The following is a 14,355-nucleotide window of genomic DNA, read 5'->3' as shown; positions in this document are numbered from 1 at the left end:
GCAAATGTTCGACGCCGTACGCTGTCCGCATGACGCGGTTGATCGTCGCAGCAGGAGGAGGGGGCGACGCAGTCGCCGCCGCAATGCTTGACGCCGCCCTCTACGGCGACGGGGACCAGGCGGTGATCCTCACGTACGCGTGGGACCGTCTCCTGATCGACCCGGTTCCGGGGCCCCGAGGAGCGCACGATTTCACCGGCCTCGAACAGATCACCCCGGCCGTCTGGGCAGTGCCGGCCGAAGCCCGCCCGATCGCTCCGGCTGGATCCACCCTCCCGCGACTCGCGGCAGAGCTCCCGCACACCTTCGCGCTGATCGACCCGTACCACGGAGCCGAGGGCGTCACGCGCCAACTGGAAGAGCTGATCAGCCACTTGGAGCCGACGTCGATCGACCTCCTGGACGTCGGCGGCGACGTCCTGGCCCGAGGGGATGAGCCGACGCTCAAGAGCCCGCTTGCCGACGCCCTCACACTGGCCGCGTGCTGCCAAGTGAACGCGCCCATCCGTCTGTTGGTCGCAGGCCCCGGCCTGGACGGCGAACTGCCACCCGATGACCTGCGCGGCATGCTCGGCCCTCCGGTCTACACCTTCACGGCGAAGGATGCAGAGCCGATCAGCTCGGTTTTGGAGTGGCACCCATCCGAGGCGACGGGGATGCTCGCGGCGGCGGCACGAGGAGTGCGAGGTACCTGCGAGGTACGGGACGCAGGCCTCCCCGTGCCCCTCACGGACGAAGGTCCCACGGTCCACGAGGCCGACATGGACGAGGCGTTGAGCCGTAACCAGTTGGCCCGCGCGATCACGGCGACGGTCAACCTGGACGAGGTGGAGGCGCACAGCCGTGAAATCTGCGGCTACTCCGAGATCGACTACGAGCGCAACAAGGCTGCATGGCTCAACGAGCAGCGGCCGTTGAAGCTGGACCCGAAGGCCGTCTTGGCCCAGCTGGATCAGTTCGAGGCCGATGCCCGAAGCCGCGGAGTCACCCACACGACGTTCCGACACATCACCGAGGCCCTGAACCTCAACGGCTTCCAACGCACGGACCTACGGCAGCTTCTCATCAGCAGCCGACCGGAGCAGTACGCCGCCCCGCTGTGGCGTGTTGGATAGACGCCCGTCACACTTCGAGCCGAGCCACCCGCATGAACGCATGCCGACGTTCGCGCTTAGTTGGGGAAACGTCATCCTCCGCAGTTCCACGCATTATGTGGTGCAAGGCTTCGGCGTAGATGAGTGCCGCGTGCCCAACCTCACGTGAACACATCAGTTCGACCTTTTTACATGCCAACCAGAGGGAATGCAGCTTTTCATCTTCCGGTCCGTCGGTGATCGATAGACCAAGGTTTCGCCGGTCTAGCACCAGTTCGACTCGTTGTGCGTCAGCCAGGAACCCAAGGATCGCTTCCCGACGCTCGGTTCGCTTCACCTCTGCTCGAAGCTGCTGGTCACGTCGCGTTTCGGTGCGCATCGTCAAGTGCTGCCCCACGAGAGTGCCCAGGGTCCCGAGCAGGACACCGACCAAGGCAAGAAGCGTTCCCCCGCTGACTCCGCTCATGGCGTACAGACTGCTGGCTCCACACAGTGTCGTCCACTACTCGGTTGCCCAAGCCGTCCTCCCATCCCAACCAGGGCAATGAGGCCTCAACGTCACGCATCAACCGAGACAAGACATGCCTCCGCGCCTCCGACTGAGTTACAACCTTCCTTACGGGTTTCAAGGCGGCTCGCTCCGCTCCCCGCGCGCGGCCCGGCCCCCGGCCGGGCCTGCGCTCCTGCCTTCGTCCCGCTCAAGCCCGGCCGGCGCCCCTGCCGCGTGCACAGCAATCAACCACCTGATGCCAGAGAAGGGGTACGCCGTGGCTGGGGCGGTCGGCTCCGCGGCTTTACGCAGCCACTTTGGCGCGAGCCTCGAAGATCATGGCCCCAACGTCGTGCTTCACCGGGCAGGTCCACAGACTGCCCGACGCGCCGGAAGCTTACGGGGCCATGATCACTCGCACCAAAGCGGCTCCAGCCCAAAGCCGCTCCACCGACCTCGGATGCCCAACTCCCGCCCGAAACGCGGCGACCAGTGCCGATCCACCTCATTGTCTCAACTGTTGTTGGCCATGCCGTCACACCGGCCAGCCCTAGCTTCTAAGACCCATTCTGCGAGTGGCGCGCCCTCCAGTTCGGGTGTCGAATAGTGGGTAGGGCATACCGGGAGGCCGCAGCTAGGACTGCGGCCCCTGATACCGTCAACGTGAAATTCTCTGATCATAGCGCACTCCTGCCCCGAGAGAGCTAAGACGGCACCCATAGGCGCAGCCATGAACAACACCCCAGGCAGCAAACTTGTATTCATCACGGGCGATCAGACGGTGGATTGGGCAGTCCTCCCGTCAAGTGACTACAACAGCCGAACCGCAGACGAGCGACTCCATGTATCGGTTAGGCTGTTGTGGCACAAAGGAGGAGTATTTCTCCTCAAACACATGATTAACGATGCCTTGAAGAGCACCCCTGGAATTGATTCCAGAAACTATGAACCAGACTGCTCGGCGAAAGCACCCGACATTAACCATTTGACCGCCTATGAGAGCGGATTCAATCATTCTTTCGCAGTTCTGCGTGACTACAAGACAGAAAAAGATGGCCAGAAGAAGGCATACAGAGTTGATCAGTATATCGGATTCCGGCACATTCGAGACCAGAGAGGCAGGAAGAGGCAGCAATTCAAAGGGTCCACATTCGACCGACACAAGGTGGTCGTAATAGACGACGCCGATTTGGGTTTCCGTGAGAGCCCTTCCAATTGGAACAAACTAATCCCTGACAGCAGCACGCCAAGACGAGATGCGCCTTGGCTTGTCCTCAAGATGAGTCACAACATAGCAACGGGGCGCCTATGGAAAAATATCTTGAAGCGACTGAAAAGCCAGGATGAGGACTGGATCAAGGACAAACTAATAGTCCTTACTGCCGCATCTCGCCTTCGGGATAAGAAAGCAGAGATAAGCAGGGATCTCTCTTGGCAGCGCTCAGCCTACGATGCTTTGGCAGAGATTCACAGCCGACCGCCTCTTAAGGAACTCACCAATTGCCGCCGCTTGATAGTTTCGTTCGGTCCGACAGGCGCCATCCTTATCGATAAAGTCGCGGCACAAAACCAAAGGCCCAAGTTGATCTACAACCATGAGCTCATGGAAGGAGAGTGGGTAGAGAAACACAAGCAAGGAATGATGTTCGGTTACGGAAGCGTCCTGTGTGCATCTGTGGTGGCCGAACTGATTAAGTCAGAACGCAGAAGAAGCGGGCAGAGCCCAAACCTATCTGGCGCTGTGCAACAGGGGCTCGCAGCCATGCAGCGCTTGTACGACCTGGGATTCACAGCACCCCTCACAGAATCAAAAGAAGGAACGCCTGCTCAAGTCGCAGAGGGAGAGTTTCTGTCTCCTTCTGGCATATTTGCTGACATCTCTGAAGACGAACGCTATCAGGCATTGAGTCAAGTAATTCTAGATCTCCACCCTGAGCACGACATAAAGTCCTCATCCTCGCATTTTGGCAATATCTCTAGTGACCTCAACCACGCTTCCCCTCTCTTTGATGTCGCCCGACGGGGAAAGCCAGCCCTTGAGGAACACTTCCACAATACTCCGATTGCAGTTTTCGGCAACTTGCTAACGGCGGATCAGGAAGAGATAGAGAGCTTGCACTCGATATCAAATATCGTTGAAAACTATTGTCAAACAGGGCGCGATCTGCTTAAGTCTAAGCCCTTGGCCATCGCAGTTTTCGGAAGTCCGGGCTCTGGGAAGGGCTACACAATTGCCGAACTAACCAAGCGGTGGTCCGACCAAGGGCTCATAGAGTCGTCGACCTTTAATTTGTCGCAATTTAGTTCACCGGTGGAGCTCGTCGGTGCGCTGCACCAAGTGCGGGACGTTGCTCTATCCGGGAAAGTTCCTATTGCATTTTGGGATGAATTTGATGCACCGCTAAATGACACCCCGTTGGGTTGGCTCAGATATTTTCTCGGCCCCATCCAAGATGGCAAGTTCCAGCAGGGAGAAGTGATCCACCGTATTGGGCCTTCCATATTCGTATTCGCTGGCGGCACCAGTTACAGTTATGCTGAATTTTGTGCCCGCATGGATAAGGCAAGCTCTGACACTAAGGCCTCAGACTTCCTTAGTAGGCTGCGTGGTTACATCGACATCGCCGGAGTGGACGCACCCACGACAACGAATCGCCCAAGCAAAGAAGTGATGCTGCGTCGAGCTTTGATCCTTAATTCACTGTTCAATAAACACAAGATCGCCATGTGCGAGAATGGCGGCTTCGACGTCGACTGCGGTATTCTGCGCGCTTTCCTGGCCATACCGACCTTTGAGCATGGCGCCCGTTCCATGGAAGCGATCATTCAGATGAGTAGGCGACGCAGGGGTGAGGCCTATAAACGATTTTCTCTACCTAGCGAGGCGCAGCTAAACTTGCACGTGGACGGTAGTAGATTCTTGGAAATAATGCGGGAAGAGAAAGATAACGGATAATTTCGTTGTGTGATCGCCCGAACCCGCCTGTATGGCGAGTCCTCGGCTGCGACGCGTGGGGCTCCATCCCACGCTTGATGCGAGCAAACTCATCGGCGCCTATCACACCGATTCGTCAGGTAGCCCACCCTGACCTGGACGCCGGGCGCCTGCTCTACGTCGGCATGGCCCTGCGGCACATGGCGGACCGGACCAGCACCCAGAACCTGCGCAAGCGGGTGCGCTACCGCCTCCGGGGCAACGCAGTCGGCTCAACCCTGCGGCTCACCCTCGGATGCCTGTTCGGACTTGAGCTGCGCCGCGTGGGCAGCGGCAAGCGGATGACTTTCGGCAAGGCGAAGGCACCCTGAGCCATGAGCCAGTGGATGGCGAACAACGCGCGAGTGTGCTGGATCAAGCAGAACGAACCGTGGGCCTTGGAGTCGCAGCTCATCTCCCACCTCGACCTCCCTATGAACCCCAAGCACGGCAGCGAGCCAGGGAGTTGCCGTTCAGCTCGTAGGTCGTCGGGATAGACCAGCGGGCCGCTGTCTGGGCCGTCCGAGGTCGCTCGGCAGTGGCCAAGGACGACCAATGACGCCCACCAAGCGCGCGGTCCCGCGTGCCACAACCGTGCCAGATAGTGCGGGGAATCACGGGGAGCACCGGGGAACTGTCGACCGCCCCAGGCGCCCAAACCGCTCAGCCGCAGGTCATCCCGCCAGCGAGCCATAGATCACCCAAGCTTCCCAAGCTGAGGGCTCCCCCTCGGCCAAAGACGTGCCTCCGGCGGGGGCGCTCAGGCTCCGAGATGGATGGGGCGCCGTTCGCGGGTACGGCGGAGGGAGGTGGGTTGAGGTAGGCAATGCCAAGTGCCCCGAAGCCGCTACCGAGACTCAGCAAGTCGGCGGAGGAAGCGGTCAAGCACACGCTCAAGCTCGACACGATTCTCAAGAGCCTCGACCGGTACGCGATCGATATAGGCGACGCCTGAGTCGCGCATCAGGTGCTCCCGCGTGACGTCGAGTGCGCGACGAGCATTGTGGTGGGGACCGTCGATCTCAAGGATTCCAGCTCGCCCCTTATAGGTGACAAGGAAATCTGGCTCCCAGGTCCGTCCCGCGATCCTGCCGTTAGGGAGCGGGAATATGGCGATCGTCTCCTCGGCCGGCAGAACCTTCTCCTGTCGGTGCTTCAAGAGCCTGTAGACACGTTGCTCACCCTCATTCGTGAAGGCCAGATTGTCCTCCAGCCAGCGCTGCGGCGCAGGCTGCAGCCGCCGAGCCTGGTTCGTAGGACGCTCCCCCGAGATCTCACGCTGGACCATCTCACGCCATCCAGGCCCGACGACCGGGAGCGTCTCCCTTACCTCGACCCAGTTGACGCATAGACCGAAGCGACCTGAGATCTCCTGGCAAAGATGCCTCAGCTTCTGCAGAAGATCATCCGTAAAGTGCGACTTGTTGGCAGGATCGACCTCAAGCACAAGATCCTTCTCGCGGCCGTCCTCGTCCCAGTCAAGCTTCCATCTGTCGACCTGCAACAGAAGCTGTGCTGTGGTGGCATCACCACGCCGGGCAAGGAGAGTCGACATGTAGGCCATCAGCGTCTCTGCGACCAGTGCCTCCCTCTGGGCGTTCGACAGAGTGTTGTCGCTCAGCATCTCCTCATAGCTGAGCGAGCGACCGCTCGTAGCGGGTGCATGCACGAAGTCGTTCGTCAACGGACCCTCCACCCCGGTGTATTCACACAACTACGGTAGCCGCCACCACTGACAACGAGCTGGCTCACGACTGGGCAGTGCACACCAGGAGATGCATCCGTGCCCCATCCGTGCCCGATCGGGGGGCGTCGCGGGGAATGGCGAGCAGTGAAGGGGAGCAGGAAGCGAAGCGGCCCCTGGCCGTTCTACCTGGTCAGGGGCCGTTCACTGCGCGGTGGGTGTGGGATTTGAACCCACGGTGACTTGCGCCACGGCGGTTTTCTACTTCGTGTCCACACAAGGACACTCGCTCCGACGGCCCCACCTGTCGCTGGGGGGCAACTTCAGACCGCATCTCTCACAGCGGGGCCCGCCCCTCCGTATGTCACGCGGCGGTGGGACCTTAGCCTTACCTCTTGGACGCTCTACGGGATACGACACCCTGACCCCCTCTATCCGCCTTTCGGCGAGACTGCGTCCATCGGCGCTGAGATTGACGAAGTGTCACCAATGAGTATGCCAATACGCAGTGTGGCAGGGCGATGAGCGGCGTGTAAGCGAAAGTGGCAGAACGCTTCCCAAGCTGTGGGCTCCGCAGTGCAGTCAGCACGCTGTCCTGTACAGCAGCCTCCCACGCACCCGACCATGGCCGAGGGCAACTCCAGAGCCCAGGGAGGAGAGCGCATGGCGGACAGGAAGGCGGCAACCCGCGCTGTGGCGCGCCGCGCTGACCACGTGTACTGGGTACGGAAGTGGCCCGACAAACCGACCTGGCGAGACCGGCTACGCCGATGGATGGACCCCTCGTCGTACCACTTCGACCGAACCGCCACCCCACTGGAACCCTGGGTCGACCGGCCCACCGGCCACTACGAGCGAACAGGCTGGCGCATCCGTGCGGCCTACGTCCGATCGAACGTGGCTTTCGAGGTCGAGTACGTGGTCTGCACTCCGTGCAAGATCGGCTGGTTGGAAGCGCCTCACTCCTACGAGGGCTACAAGCGCTGCGGCCTCGCCTCAGCCGCCCTCCGGTCCCTGCGCCACGTCTACCCAGGAGTCCAGTGGCACACCGGCGGCGGCCATTTCCGCGAGGCCGAACCCTTCTGGAGTTCCGTCAGCGTCGGCGTGCCCGGCGGCTACACCCAGCGGGCAAGATGCCGGCATGTGGAACCGCGGCGAGCGCGGTGAGCGTGAAGGCACTCCCAGGTCCGTGACCAACCCGTGATGGCCGCTCGTCTCAGTTTCCGTCTCATTCAGCCCCGTTCACGGCCGTTCAGACGAGACCATGCGTCGGGTACAGCCCACAAGCGGGCCGTCCATGAACCCAGGTGAACGCCCCTGCACACACGCCACCACCCCACCACCACAGTTGGAAAGCGTGTTGGGGGCAACCCCTCACGAGTTCGAATCTCGTATCCTCCGCCAGTGCCTCACCGGGCACGATGTCGAAGGGCCCCACCGTTCGCGGTGGGGCCCTTCGTCGTTGCGGTCTCCCCACAGGTCATCGCGGCGTGCTTCGACCGGCGCGGCGAGTTCGAGGCCACGGCTGCGGCGCCCCTCGCGAGATCGGCTCCGGTACGGTGACGCTGCCCACGAAGGAAGCCGGCTGGAAGTACTGGGAAACCAAGACATGACCTCTTCGAGCCCGCAGGCGGCCGGCCTCGTCGGATGCGCTGTGCTGGTGTCGGCGTTCCTGCTCGCGTCGTGCACGACGTCCGGCGGCGGTGGGGACGACGTCGGGAATTCTTCGCAGTCGACTGCGCCGAGCTCGACTCGAACGGCAACTGAGCCGTCAGAGACGAAGCTCACCGAGCAGGCCCAGGCGGCGCTTGCCGCCGTCCACAGCGGGACGCTGGTCGCGGCCGGTGTGGAGCGCGTGACCGACGGTATCCACACCGAACCCGGGCTGAGCGAGGGGAAGACATTCCGGCTCAACCTCGTATGCGCGGGCAGCGGCAGCGCGGAGCCGGAGTTCGTGCCCGCCAACGCCGGCCGCGCGGCCACGGTGCAGATTGACGCCCTGTAATCGGCGCACGTGGCGCCCGAGCATCGTTGCTGGGGCACCCGATCTGTGCAGCAGCGCATTCGTCTGCGCGGGCCGACCTCGCGGTGGTCAGGCCGCTGTCTGGGCCAGGCGGTGGAAAGCCTGGGTGGTGTGGGGGTTCGCCATCTCGTCCAGGAGGTGGCGCCAGTCCGGGTCGGCCGTCGGGTGGGCCAGGTCCCAGGCGGTGAGGAGCGAGGTGAGGTCGCTCTCGTGGGGTGTCTCGGGCAGGTCGTCCATGGCGGTGCTGGGGGTCGAGGGCAGTGGCTTCATGGCCGGTTTCCTTCCGGGCGGGGGATCCAAACCTTTGGGATCCGTTGAGATCCGTTGGATCCGCTGGGTTCGACCATCCGCTGTCAGTCGACCCGCGCGGGGATCGTTCAGCCGCCCGGATCCTCGCGGGCAGCGCCTCCACGAACGAGTCGACCCCATCGGGTCGCCATCGCGCCACCGTAGAGCGCCCCAGGCCCCCCTCACCCTCCCCCTCCCCCTCCCTGGCACCCCGGGCACCACACCGTCGTCCGGCCCGCCACCCGGGATCGGCGTAGGGGTGTGCCGCAGCGCGGGCAGTGGGGGTCGGGGGTGTCGCGGTGGCCGGTCAGCCAGGTGTCGCGGGGTGGGACTCGTCCCGCGGTGACCGCGGAGCGCAGGGTGCGGCGCATTTGGGTGTGGAGGTTGTGGCGGTCGGAGTCGGTCAGGTCGCGGGCCTGGCGGGAAGGGTGCAGCCTCGCGCGCCAGAGGATCTCGTCGGCGAGCAGGTTGCCGAGGCCCGCCAGGACGGACTGGTTCATCAGCACGCTCTTCACAGTGCCCCGGTGTGTGCGCAGTGCCGTCTCGAAGTCCTCGCGGTTCATGGTCAGGGCGTCGGGGCCCTGGCGTTCCAGTTGTCGTACGACATCGGATTCGTCGTCCGCCAGCCACAGGCCCTGGAGTTTGCGCTGGTCGCGGTAGCGGAGCTGGTGGTCGCGGGCGACCGTGAACAGGACGCGGTCGTGGGGTTCGGGGGCGTCGTCGGGGTGGGCGCAGAGCAGTTCGCCCGTCATGCCGAAGTGCAGCATGAGGGTGGGGCCGCCGGTGCGGGCCAACAGCCATTTGCCGTGCCGCTCCGCGGCGGTGATCCGCCGGCCCTCCAGCGCGTCCCGCAGTCGCCGTGCGCTCACCCCGTGCAGGACACCCGTGTCGCGCACCTCGACGCGGCGGACGACCCTTCCCTTCGCGCAGGTCTGCAGCACCTTCCGGAAACCCTCGACGTCTGGCAGCTCAGGCATGGCGGACGGCCTTCGGCGGTGAATGCCCTACATCTCCCCGCTTCTCCCGACTACCCCGATTCGCTCGGCCCATCGCCGGGCTCAGCGGCGCTTGAACTCCACCGGCCCCGCGTTCATCTCGATCGTCCCGTCGGGGTGCAGGACCGGGCGGCGCTCGGTCATACGGGCGCTGTAGGCCTCGATGTGGTGGATCGCCGCTCCGTCGGAGTCGGTGAAGTCGACGAGGGCGATGGCCACCCAGTAGCGGGTCTTGGTGTTCTCGAAGAGCGGGACCGTCACCGTCGAACCGCGGCCGTCGGTGACCACGACCTTCGCGCCGAAGCTGCGGAAGGAGCCGAAGCCGTTGCTGAGCGCGGAGTAGGCGCACAGCAGGACGTAGCCCTGCTGGTCGGGGCGGACGATACGGAGGGTCTCGCGGCCGGGGATCCGGGAGTCGCCGTCGAGGCGGATGAACGGGTGGTTCTTCCGGGAGCCGAGGCGCTTGTAGTAGACGACGTCGGCGCCCTTGCCCTTCTTCGCCGTATCCGTGTCGGGCGCGGGGGCCGAGCGCTTCTTCCCGGTGATGAGGGTGCCGGGCGGCCGCTCGCCGTGCACCGCCTTCGAGGCCGGCACGAACAGGGCGTAGAGGTCGAGGTCGGCGCCCCTCCTGCGGCGCTGCTCGCTGCCGCCGTCCCACTCCAGGGTCGCCGTGACCACCAGCTCGCGGTCGGCCTTGTCCAGGCTCATCGAGACCTGGCTGCCCTTGGCCAGGCTGATCGTGCCGAGCGGGGGCTTGCGCAGGCTCATCGGGGGAGCGGTGGGGGCCGGCTGCGCCCCGCCGGAGGACGGCTCGGACCGCACCGGCTCCTGAGACGCCACCCGCTCCTCGGGTTCCTCGGCCGCTTCGGGCTCCTCCGCCTCTGCCACGTCTATGCCGAAGTCGGTGGCGAGCCCGGCCAGCCCGTTGGCGTACCCCTGGCCGATGGCGCGCAGCTTCCAGCCCTCGCCCCTGCGGTAGAGCTCCATCAGCAGCACGGCGCGTTCGCCGTCGGTGAGGGCCGGCGGCCGGAAGTGGACCGGGTCGGCACCCTGCTGGGAGGCGCGGATCAATACGTCCTTGACCTCGCGGAAGGTGCGGTTCGCGTCGTCGGGATCGCAACTGCCCACCAGGACGACCCGGTCCACCTCCGCCGGAAGCGCGGCCGGGTTCATCTCGACGCGCTCGGCGCCCTCGGCATCGGCGGCGATGTGCCGTACCGCACCGGACTCGGCGGACGGCTGGTTGTAGAAGACCAGGTCGTCGTCCGACCTGACCTTGCCGTCCGCCGCCACCAGCAGGGCGCTGAGGTCGACCGTGCCGCCCACGGTGTGCAGTTCGGCGACGAGGGGCCCGGAGCCCACCGCGATGTTCCCGCCCTTGCTCAGCTCCGGCATGGCGCCCCACCCCTCCGCGTTCCCCCTGGCGATTTCACGCCACCCTGTCACATCCGACCCGATGTGCACGGGCGTTCGTCGCTCAGCGCGGCTCCCGCACCACCGCCGTCTCCCCCGCCGGAACGCTGACCGCCCCCGGCACCGACTTGCCCGTCAGCAGCTCCGTGGCGTCTGCCGCGACCGCGACATGGGCGGGCCGGTCGGTGTGGTTGATCAGGAAGAGGTAGTCGGCGTCCGGACCGCGCCGCAGGACCGCCTCGACGCCCTGCGGGGTGCTGCGTACCGGCTCCACTCCCGCCTCCTCGCGGATACGGTCCAGGAGCGCGGCCAGGGTCTCGGGGTCCGGCAGCGTGGCCAGGTACCACGTCGCGCCCGTGCCGTGCGTATGACGGGTCACCGCCGGTACGCCACTCAGCGGGCCCGTCGTGTACGACTCGACCGACTCGGCGCCGGCCAGGCGCAACCGCTCCGACCACAGGGTGCCGGTACCGCCCCCGCTCAGCCCCACCGACTCCCCCGACAGCAGCGGGAACAGCTCGTCGGTCCGTACCCCGAGCGCCTCCCGGAACGCGCCCGGGTAACCGCCCAGCCGGACATGGCAGTTCTCGTCGACCGCGCCGCTGTGGAAGCCGACCGCCAGCGTGCCGCCGCTCGACGCGAAGGCCGTCAGATTCCCCGCGCCCTCCTCGTCCACCAGGTACAGCGAGGGCGCCAGCACCACCCGGTAGGCCGACAGGTCGGCGTCCGGCCGTACGAAGTCCACCGCCACGCCCGACCGCCACAGCGGCTCGTACCAGGCGCGGACCAGGTCCAGGAAGCGCGGTTCGGCGCTCGGCTGGGAAGGGAGTTCCATCGCCCAGCGGGCGTTCCAGTCCCAGACGATCGCCACCTCGGCCGTGCCGACGCTGCCGCGCACCTCCGCGAGCGCCTTCAGGTCCGCGCCGAGCCGGACGACGTCATGCCAGATCTGGCTGTCGGTGCCGGCGTGCGGAAGCATCGCCGAGTGCCACTGCTCGGCGCCCGCCTTCGCCGCGCGCCACTGGAAGTAGGCGATGCCGTCCGCGCCCCGGGCGACATGGGCCAGCGCGTTCCGCCGAAGCTCGCCGGGGCCCTTCGCCCTGTTCACCGGCTGCCAGTTCACCGCGCCCGTCGAGTGCTCCATCAGCAGCCAGGGGCCGCCCGCGAGGGAGCGGACCAGGTCGCCGCTGAGCGCGATGTCGATCTCGGACTCGGGGTCGGTGGACCGCAGGTAGTGGTCGTTGGAGACGATGTCCAGCTTCGGGGCCCAGCGCCAGTAGTCCAGCGCGTCGAAGTTGTACATCACCATGAAGTTGGTGGTGGCGGGAATCTCCGGAGCCGCCTCCAGCAGCACCTGGCGCTCCGCCTCGTACAGCGAGAGCAGCTCGTCGCTGCAGAAGCGGCGCCAGTCCAGCTGGTGGGTGGGGTTCGGGACGGCGCCGGTGGGGCGGGGCGGGATGATCTCGTCCCAGTCGTAGTACCACTGGCTCCAGAAGCGGGTGCCCCAGGCGTCGTTGAGGGCGGCCAGATCGTTCGCGTACCGCCTCCGCAGCCAGCGCCGGAAGGCGGCCGCGCTCTCGTCGCAGTAGCACTCGGCGTTGTGGCAGCCGTACTCGTTGTGGACGTGCCACATCGCCAGCGCCGGGTGGTCGGCGTACCTGGCGGCCAGCGCACGCGCGATGCGCAGGGCGGCCTCCCGGTAGGCGGGACTCGAAGGGCAGAACGTCTGACGGCTGCCGTACGACAGTCCCCTGCCGTCCTTGTCGACGGGCAGCGCCTCGGGGTGGGCGCGGAAGAACCACGCCGGGGGCGCCGCGGTCGGGGTCGCGAGGTCGGCCGCGATGCCGTGGGCGTGCAGCAGGTCGAGGACGCGGTCCAGGAGGGAGAAGTCGTACTCGCCCTCCTTCGGCTCCAGCAGCGCCCAGGAGAAGATGCCGACACTGACCATGGTCACCCCGGCCTCGCGCATCAGGCGCATGTCCTCGGCCCAGATCTCCTCGGGCCACTGCTCGGGGTTGTAGTCGCCGCCGTAGGCGATGCCGGGGACGGACAGTTCGCGCTTCATCGGGCCTCTCCTCCGAGGAGGCGGCGGGTCGTCGCCACTCCCCACTCGTCGAGCGACAGCAGGCGGTCGCTGGACGCCATCAGGCCGCCGGTCGCCTCGACGTGCGCCGCCCACTGCTCACGGGTCTCCACCGCGGGGCGGGCCATCAGGCAGTCGGGGTCGTTGATCCAGAGGCGGCCGTGCTGCCACTGGCGGCCGGCGCCGGTGAACTCGGCGGGGTCCTGGCCTGGTTGGCTGTAGTCGTCGGCCTCGGGGCGGCGATGCGGGGCCGTGTCGGGGCTGACCCGCATCGCGTCGAACAGACCGAGGGAGGGCAGCATCGGCGCACCGCAGCCCAGCAGGTAGGCGTCCTCGCCGATCGCCTCCCTGATCAGCCGCACACCGGAGCGGTACGCCGTCAGCGCGTCCACCGGCTTGTGCCGTACGCCGTCCAGGGCGCCCGCGTAGAGGAAGTCGACCTTGAAGTAGTCGTAGCCCTCGGCGCGCAGCGTCCGGAAGACCTCGGTGAGATACGCCGCCGCCTCGGGGTGGGTGGTGTCCAACACGCGCAGGTCGTGGCCCCAGTTGCGGCCGGCGTGGGTGAAGCCGCCCGCGGTGTCGCGGACCAGCCACTCGGGGTGCTCGGCGGCCAGGTCGCTCGCCGGGTCGACCAGGAAGGGTGCCGTCCAGATGCCGGCGCGGCGGCCGCGGGCGCGGATGGCGTCGGCGATGCCCGCGCGGGAGCGGAAGCGGCCGGAGAGGGTGAGCCAGTCGCCGAGGGCCTTCTGGTAGCCGTCGTCGATCTGGACGACGTCGACGGGCAGGTCGAGGGTGTCCATCGCGCGGAGGTTCTCGTGGATGTCGTCCTCGGTGACGGCGGTGAAGTACTCGTACCAGGAGCACCAGACCGTCGGGGCCGGGCGCGGGGCGGGCAGTTGGAGGCTGTCGGCCCAGTGGCCCAGCACCGACTGGACGGTGGCGCCCGTCCATTCCTTCACCGGGCCGTCGGCGGTGACCTGCGCGACGGCGTCGTCCGTCACGGCCAGCCGGATGGACGGGACCTCGCTGAACGGATCCGTCGCCGCCCACAGGCGGACCGGTGAGCCGTCGCCGGGGTCGAGCGCGAGCAGGCCCTCGCCCTGGAAGGTGCCCTCGGGGACGGTGACGCCGGGGCGGTAACAGGCCGTCGCCCAGTTGTCGTTGGTCGGCCGGTACGGGCTGTCGCCGAGGGCGTAGGCGCCACTCGGGCTCCAGGACTGCCAGCCCTCCTCGTGGACCCGGGCGTGGGCCGGGTCCACGGGCACGGAGGCGACGGGGGTGAACGGGTGGTGCACGGGTGTCTCTTTCACG

11 protein-coding genes and 1 pseudogene are annotated in these 14,355 nt (G+C 66.0%); 5 read left to right on the top strand and 7 right to left on the bottom strand.

Going from position 1 to position 14,355, the window contains the following annotated elements:
- Positions 1–29: 29 nt before the first annotated feature.
- The gene (locus ACZ7NC_RS16895) at positions 30–1,115 is read left to right on the top strand and encodes a DUF1152 domain-containing protein (RefSeq protein WP_471488929.1); all 1,086 of its coding nucleotides are present in this window, start codon (positions 30–32) and stop codon (positions 1,113–1,115) included.
- Positions 1,116–1,122: 7 nt separating this feature from the next.
- On the opposite strand, the gene ACZ7NC_RS16890 is transcribed toward ACZ7NC_RS16895, so the two are convergent.
- Positions 1,123–1,560 (bottom strand): hypothetical protein, encoded by a 438-nt coding sequence (locus ACZ7NC_RS16890; RefSeq protein WP_471488927.1) that lies wholly within the window; start codon positions 1,558–1,560, stop codon positions 1,123–1,125.
- A 754-nt stretch (positions 1,561–2,314) separates the two neighbouring features.
- Between ACZ7NC_RS16890 and ACZ7NC_RS16885 the strand changes: the two genes are divergently transcribed.
- Both ACZ7NC_RS16885 and ACZ7NC_RS16880 read left to right on the top strand, forming a co-directional pair.
- Positions 2,315–4,540: a hypothetical protein gene (locus ACZ7NC_RS16885; RefSeq protein ID WP_471488925.1), complete on the top strand. Its 2,226-nt coding sequence runs from the start codon at positions 2,315–2,317 to the stop codon at positions 4,538–4,540.
- Between the two features lie 77 nt (positions 4,541–4,617).
- Positions 4,618–5,055, top strand: a pseudogene (locus ACZ7NC_RS16880) (GIY-YIG nuclease family protein).
- A gap of 350 nt (positions 5,056–5,405) precedes the next feature.
- On the opposite strand, the gene ACZ7NC_RS16875 reads toward ACZ7NC_RS16880, so the two are convergent.
- The gene (locus ACZ7NC_RS16875; RefSeq protein ID WP_471488923.1) at positions 5,406–6,242 is read right to left on the bottom strand and encodes a hypothetical protein; all 837 of its coding nucleotides are present in this window, start codon (positions 6,240–6,242) and stop codon (positions 5,406–5,408) included.
- A 663-nt stretch (positions 6,243–6,905) separates the two neighbouring features.
- Between ACZ7NC_RS16875 and ACZ7NC_RS16870 the strand changes: the two genes are divergently transcribed.
- Positions 6,906–7,409 (top strand): hypothetical protein, encoded by a 504-nt coding sequence (locus ACZ7NC_RS16870; RefSeq protein WP_471488921.1) that lies wholly within the window; start codon positions 6,906–6,908, stop codon positions 7,407–7,409.
- A gap of 442 nt (positions 7,410–7,851) precedes the next feature.
- Positions 7,852–8,247, top strand: coding sequence for a hypothetical protein (locus ACZ7NC_RS16865; protein WP_471488919.1), 396 nt, complete (start codon positions 7,852–7,854; stop codon positions 8,245–8,247).
- An 87-nt stretch (positions 8,248–8,334) separates the two neighbouring features.
- On the opposite strand, the gene ACZ7NC_RS16860 is transcribed toward ACZ7NC_RS16865, so the two are convergent.
- From ACZ7NC_RS16860 to ACZ7NC_RS16840, 5 genes are all read right to left on the bottom strand, one after another.
- Positions 8,335–8,535: a hypothetical protein gene (locus tag ACZ7NC_RS16860; protein ID WP_471488917.1), complete on the bottom strand. Its 201-nt coding sequence runs from the start codon at positions 8,533–8,535 to the stop codon at positions 8,335–8,337.
- 200 nt (positions 8,536–8,735) lie between these two features.
- Complete coding sequence (locus tag ACZ7NC_RS16855) at positions 8,736–9,530, bottom strand: Fpg/Nei family DNA glycosylase (RefSeq protein WP_471488915.1); 795 nt, start codon at positions 9,528–9,530, stop codon at positions 8,736–8,738.
- A gap of 81 nt (positions 9,531–9,611) precedes the next feature.
- On the bottom strand, positions 9,612–10,943 hold the full coding sequence (locus tag ACZ7NC_RS16850) for a TerD family protein (protein ID WP_471488913.1): 1,332 nt from the start codon (positions 10,941–10,943) through the stop codon (positions 9,612–9,614).
- 82 nt (positions 10,944–11,025) lie between these two features.
- Positions 11,026–13,026 (bottom strand): beta-galactosidase, encoded by a 2,001-nt coding sequence (locus ACZ7NC_RS16845; RefSeq protein WP_471488911.1) that lies wholly within the window; start codon positions 13,024–13,026, stop codon positions 11,026–11,028.
- Positions 13,023–14,339 (bottom strand): glycoside hydrolase family 36 protein, encoded by a 1,317-nt coding sequence (locus tag ACZ7NC_RS16840; protein ID WP_471489077.1) that lies wholly within the window; start codon positions 14,337–14,339, stop codon positions 13,023–13,025. The genes ACZ7NC_RS16845 and ACZ7NC_RS16840 overlap by 4 nt, the downstream gene beginning before the upstream one ends.
- Between the last annotated feature and the right edge of the window lie 16 nt (positions 14,340–14,355).

The sequence above is a fragment of the Streptomyces sp. NPDC111802 genome (assembly GCF_055634335.1).
Note: the sequence above shows the minus strand (reverse complement) of the source record. Positions and strands in the feature narration are given on the sequence as shown.

What these genes read in the sequence shown, in the direction of transcription:
- ACZ7NC_RS16845 (WP_471488911.1), bottom strand. Translation starts at nt 13,026, where the DNA reads ATGAAGCGCGAACTGTCCGTCCCCGGCATCGCCTACGGCGGCGACTAC.
- ACZ7NC_RS16865 (WP_471488919.1), top strand. Translation starts at nt 7,852, where the DNA reads ATGACCTCTTCGAGCCCGCAGGCGGCCGGCCTCGTCGGATGCGCTGTG.
- ACZ7NC_RS16885 (WP_471488925.1), top strand. Translation starts at nt 2,315, where the DNA reads ATGAACAACACCCCAGGCAGCAAACTTGTATTCATCACGGGCGATCAG.
- ACZ7NC_RS16890 (WP_471488927.1), bottom strand. Translation starts at nt 1,560, where the DNA reads ATGAGCGGAGTCAGCGGGGGAACGCTTCTTGCCTTGGTCGGTGTCCTG.
- ACZ7NC_RS16860 (WP_471488917.1), bottom strand. Translation starts at nt 8,535, where the DNA reads ATGAAGCCACTGCCCTCGACCCCCAGCACCGCCATGGACGACCTGCCC.
- ACZ7NC_RS16895 (WP_471488929.1), top strand. Translation starts at nt 30, where the DNA reads ATGACGCGGTTGATCGTCGCAGCAGGAGGAGGGGGCGACGCAGTCGCC.
- ACZ7NC_RS16855 (WP_471488915.1), bottom strand. Translation starts at nt 9,530, where the DNA reads ATGCCTGAGCTGCCAGACGTCGAGGGTTTCCGGAAGGTGCTGCAGACC.
- ACZ7NC_RS16850 (WP_471488913.1), bottom strand. Translation starts at nt 10,943, where the DNA reads ATGCCGGAGCTGAGCAAGGGCGGGAACATCGCGGTGGGCTCCGGGCCC.
- ACZ7NC_RS16870 (WP_471488921.1), top strand. Translation starts at nt 6,906, where the DNA reads ATGGCGGACAGGAAGGCGGCAACCCGCGCTGTGGCGCGCCGCGCTGAC.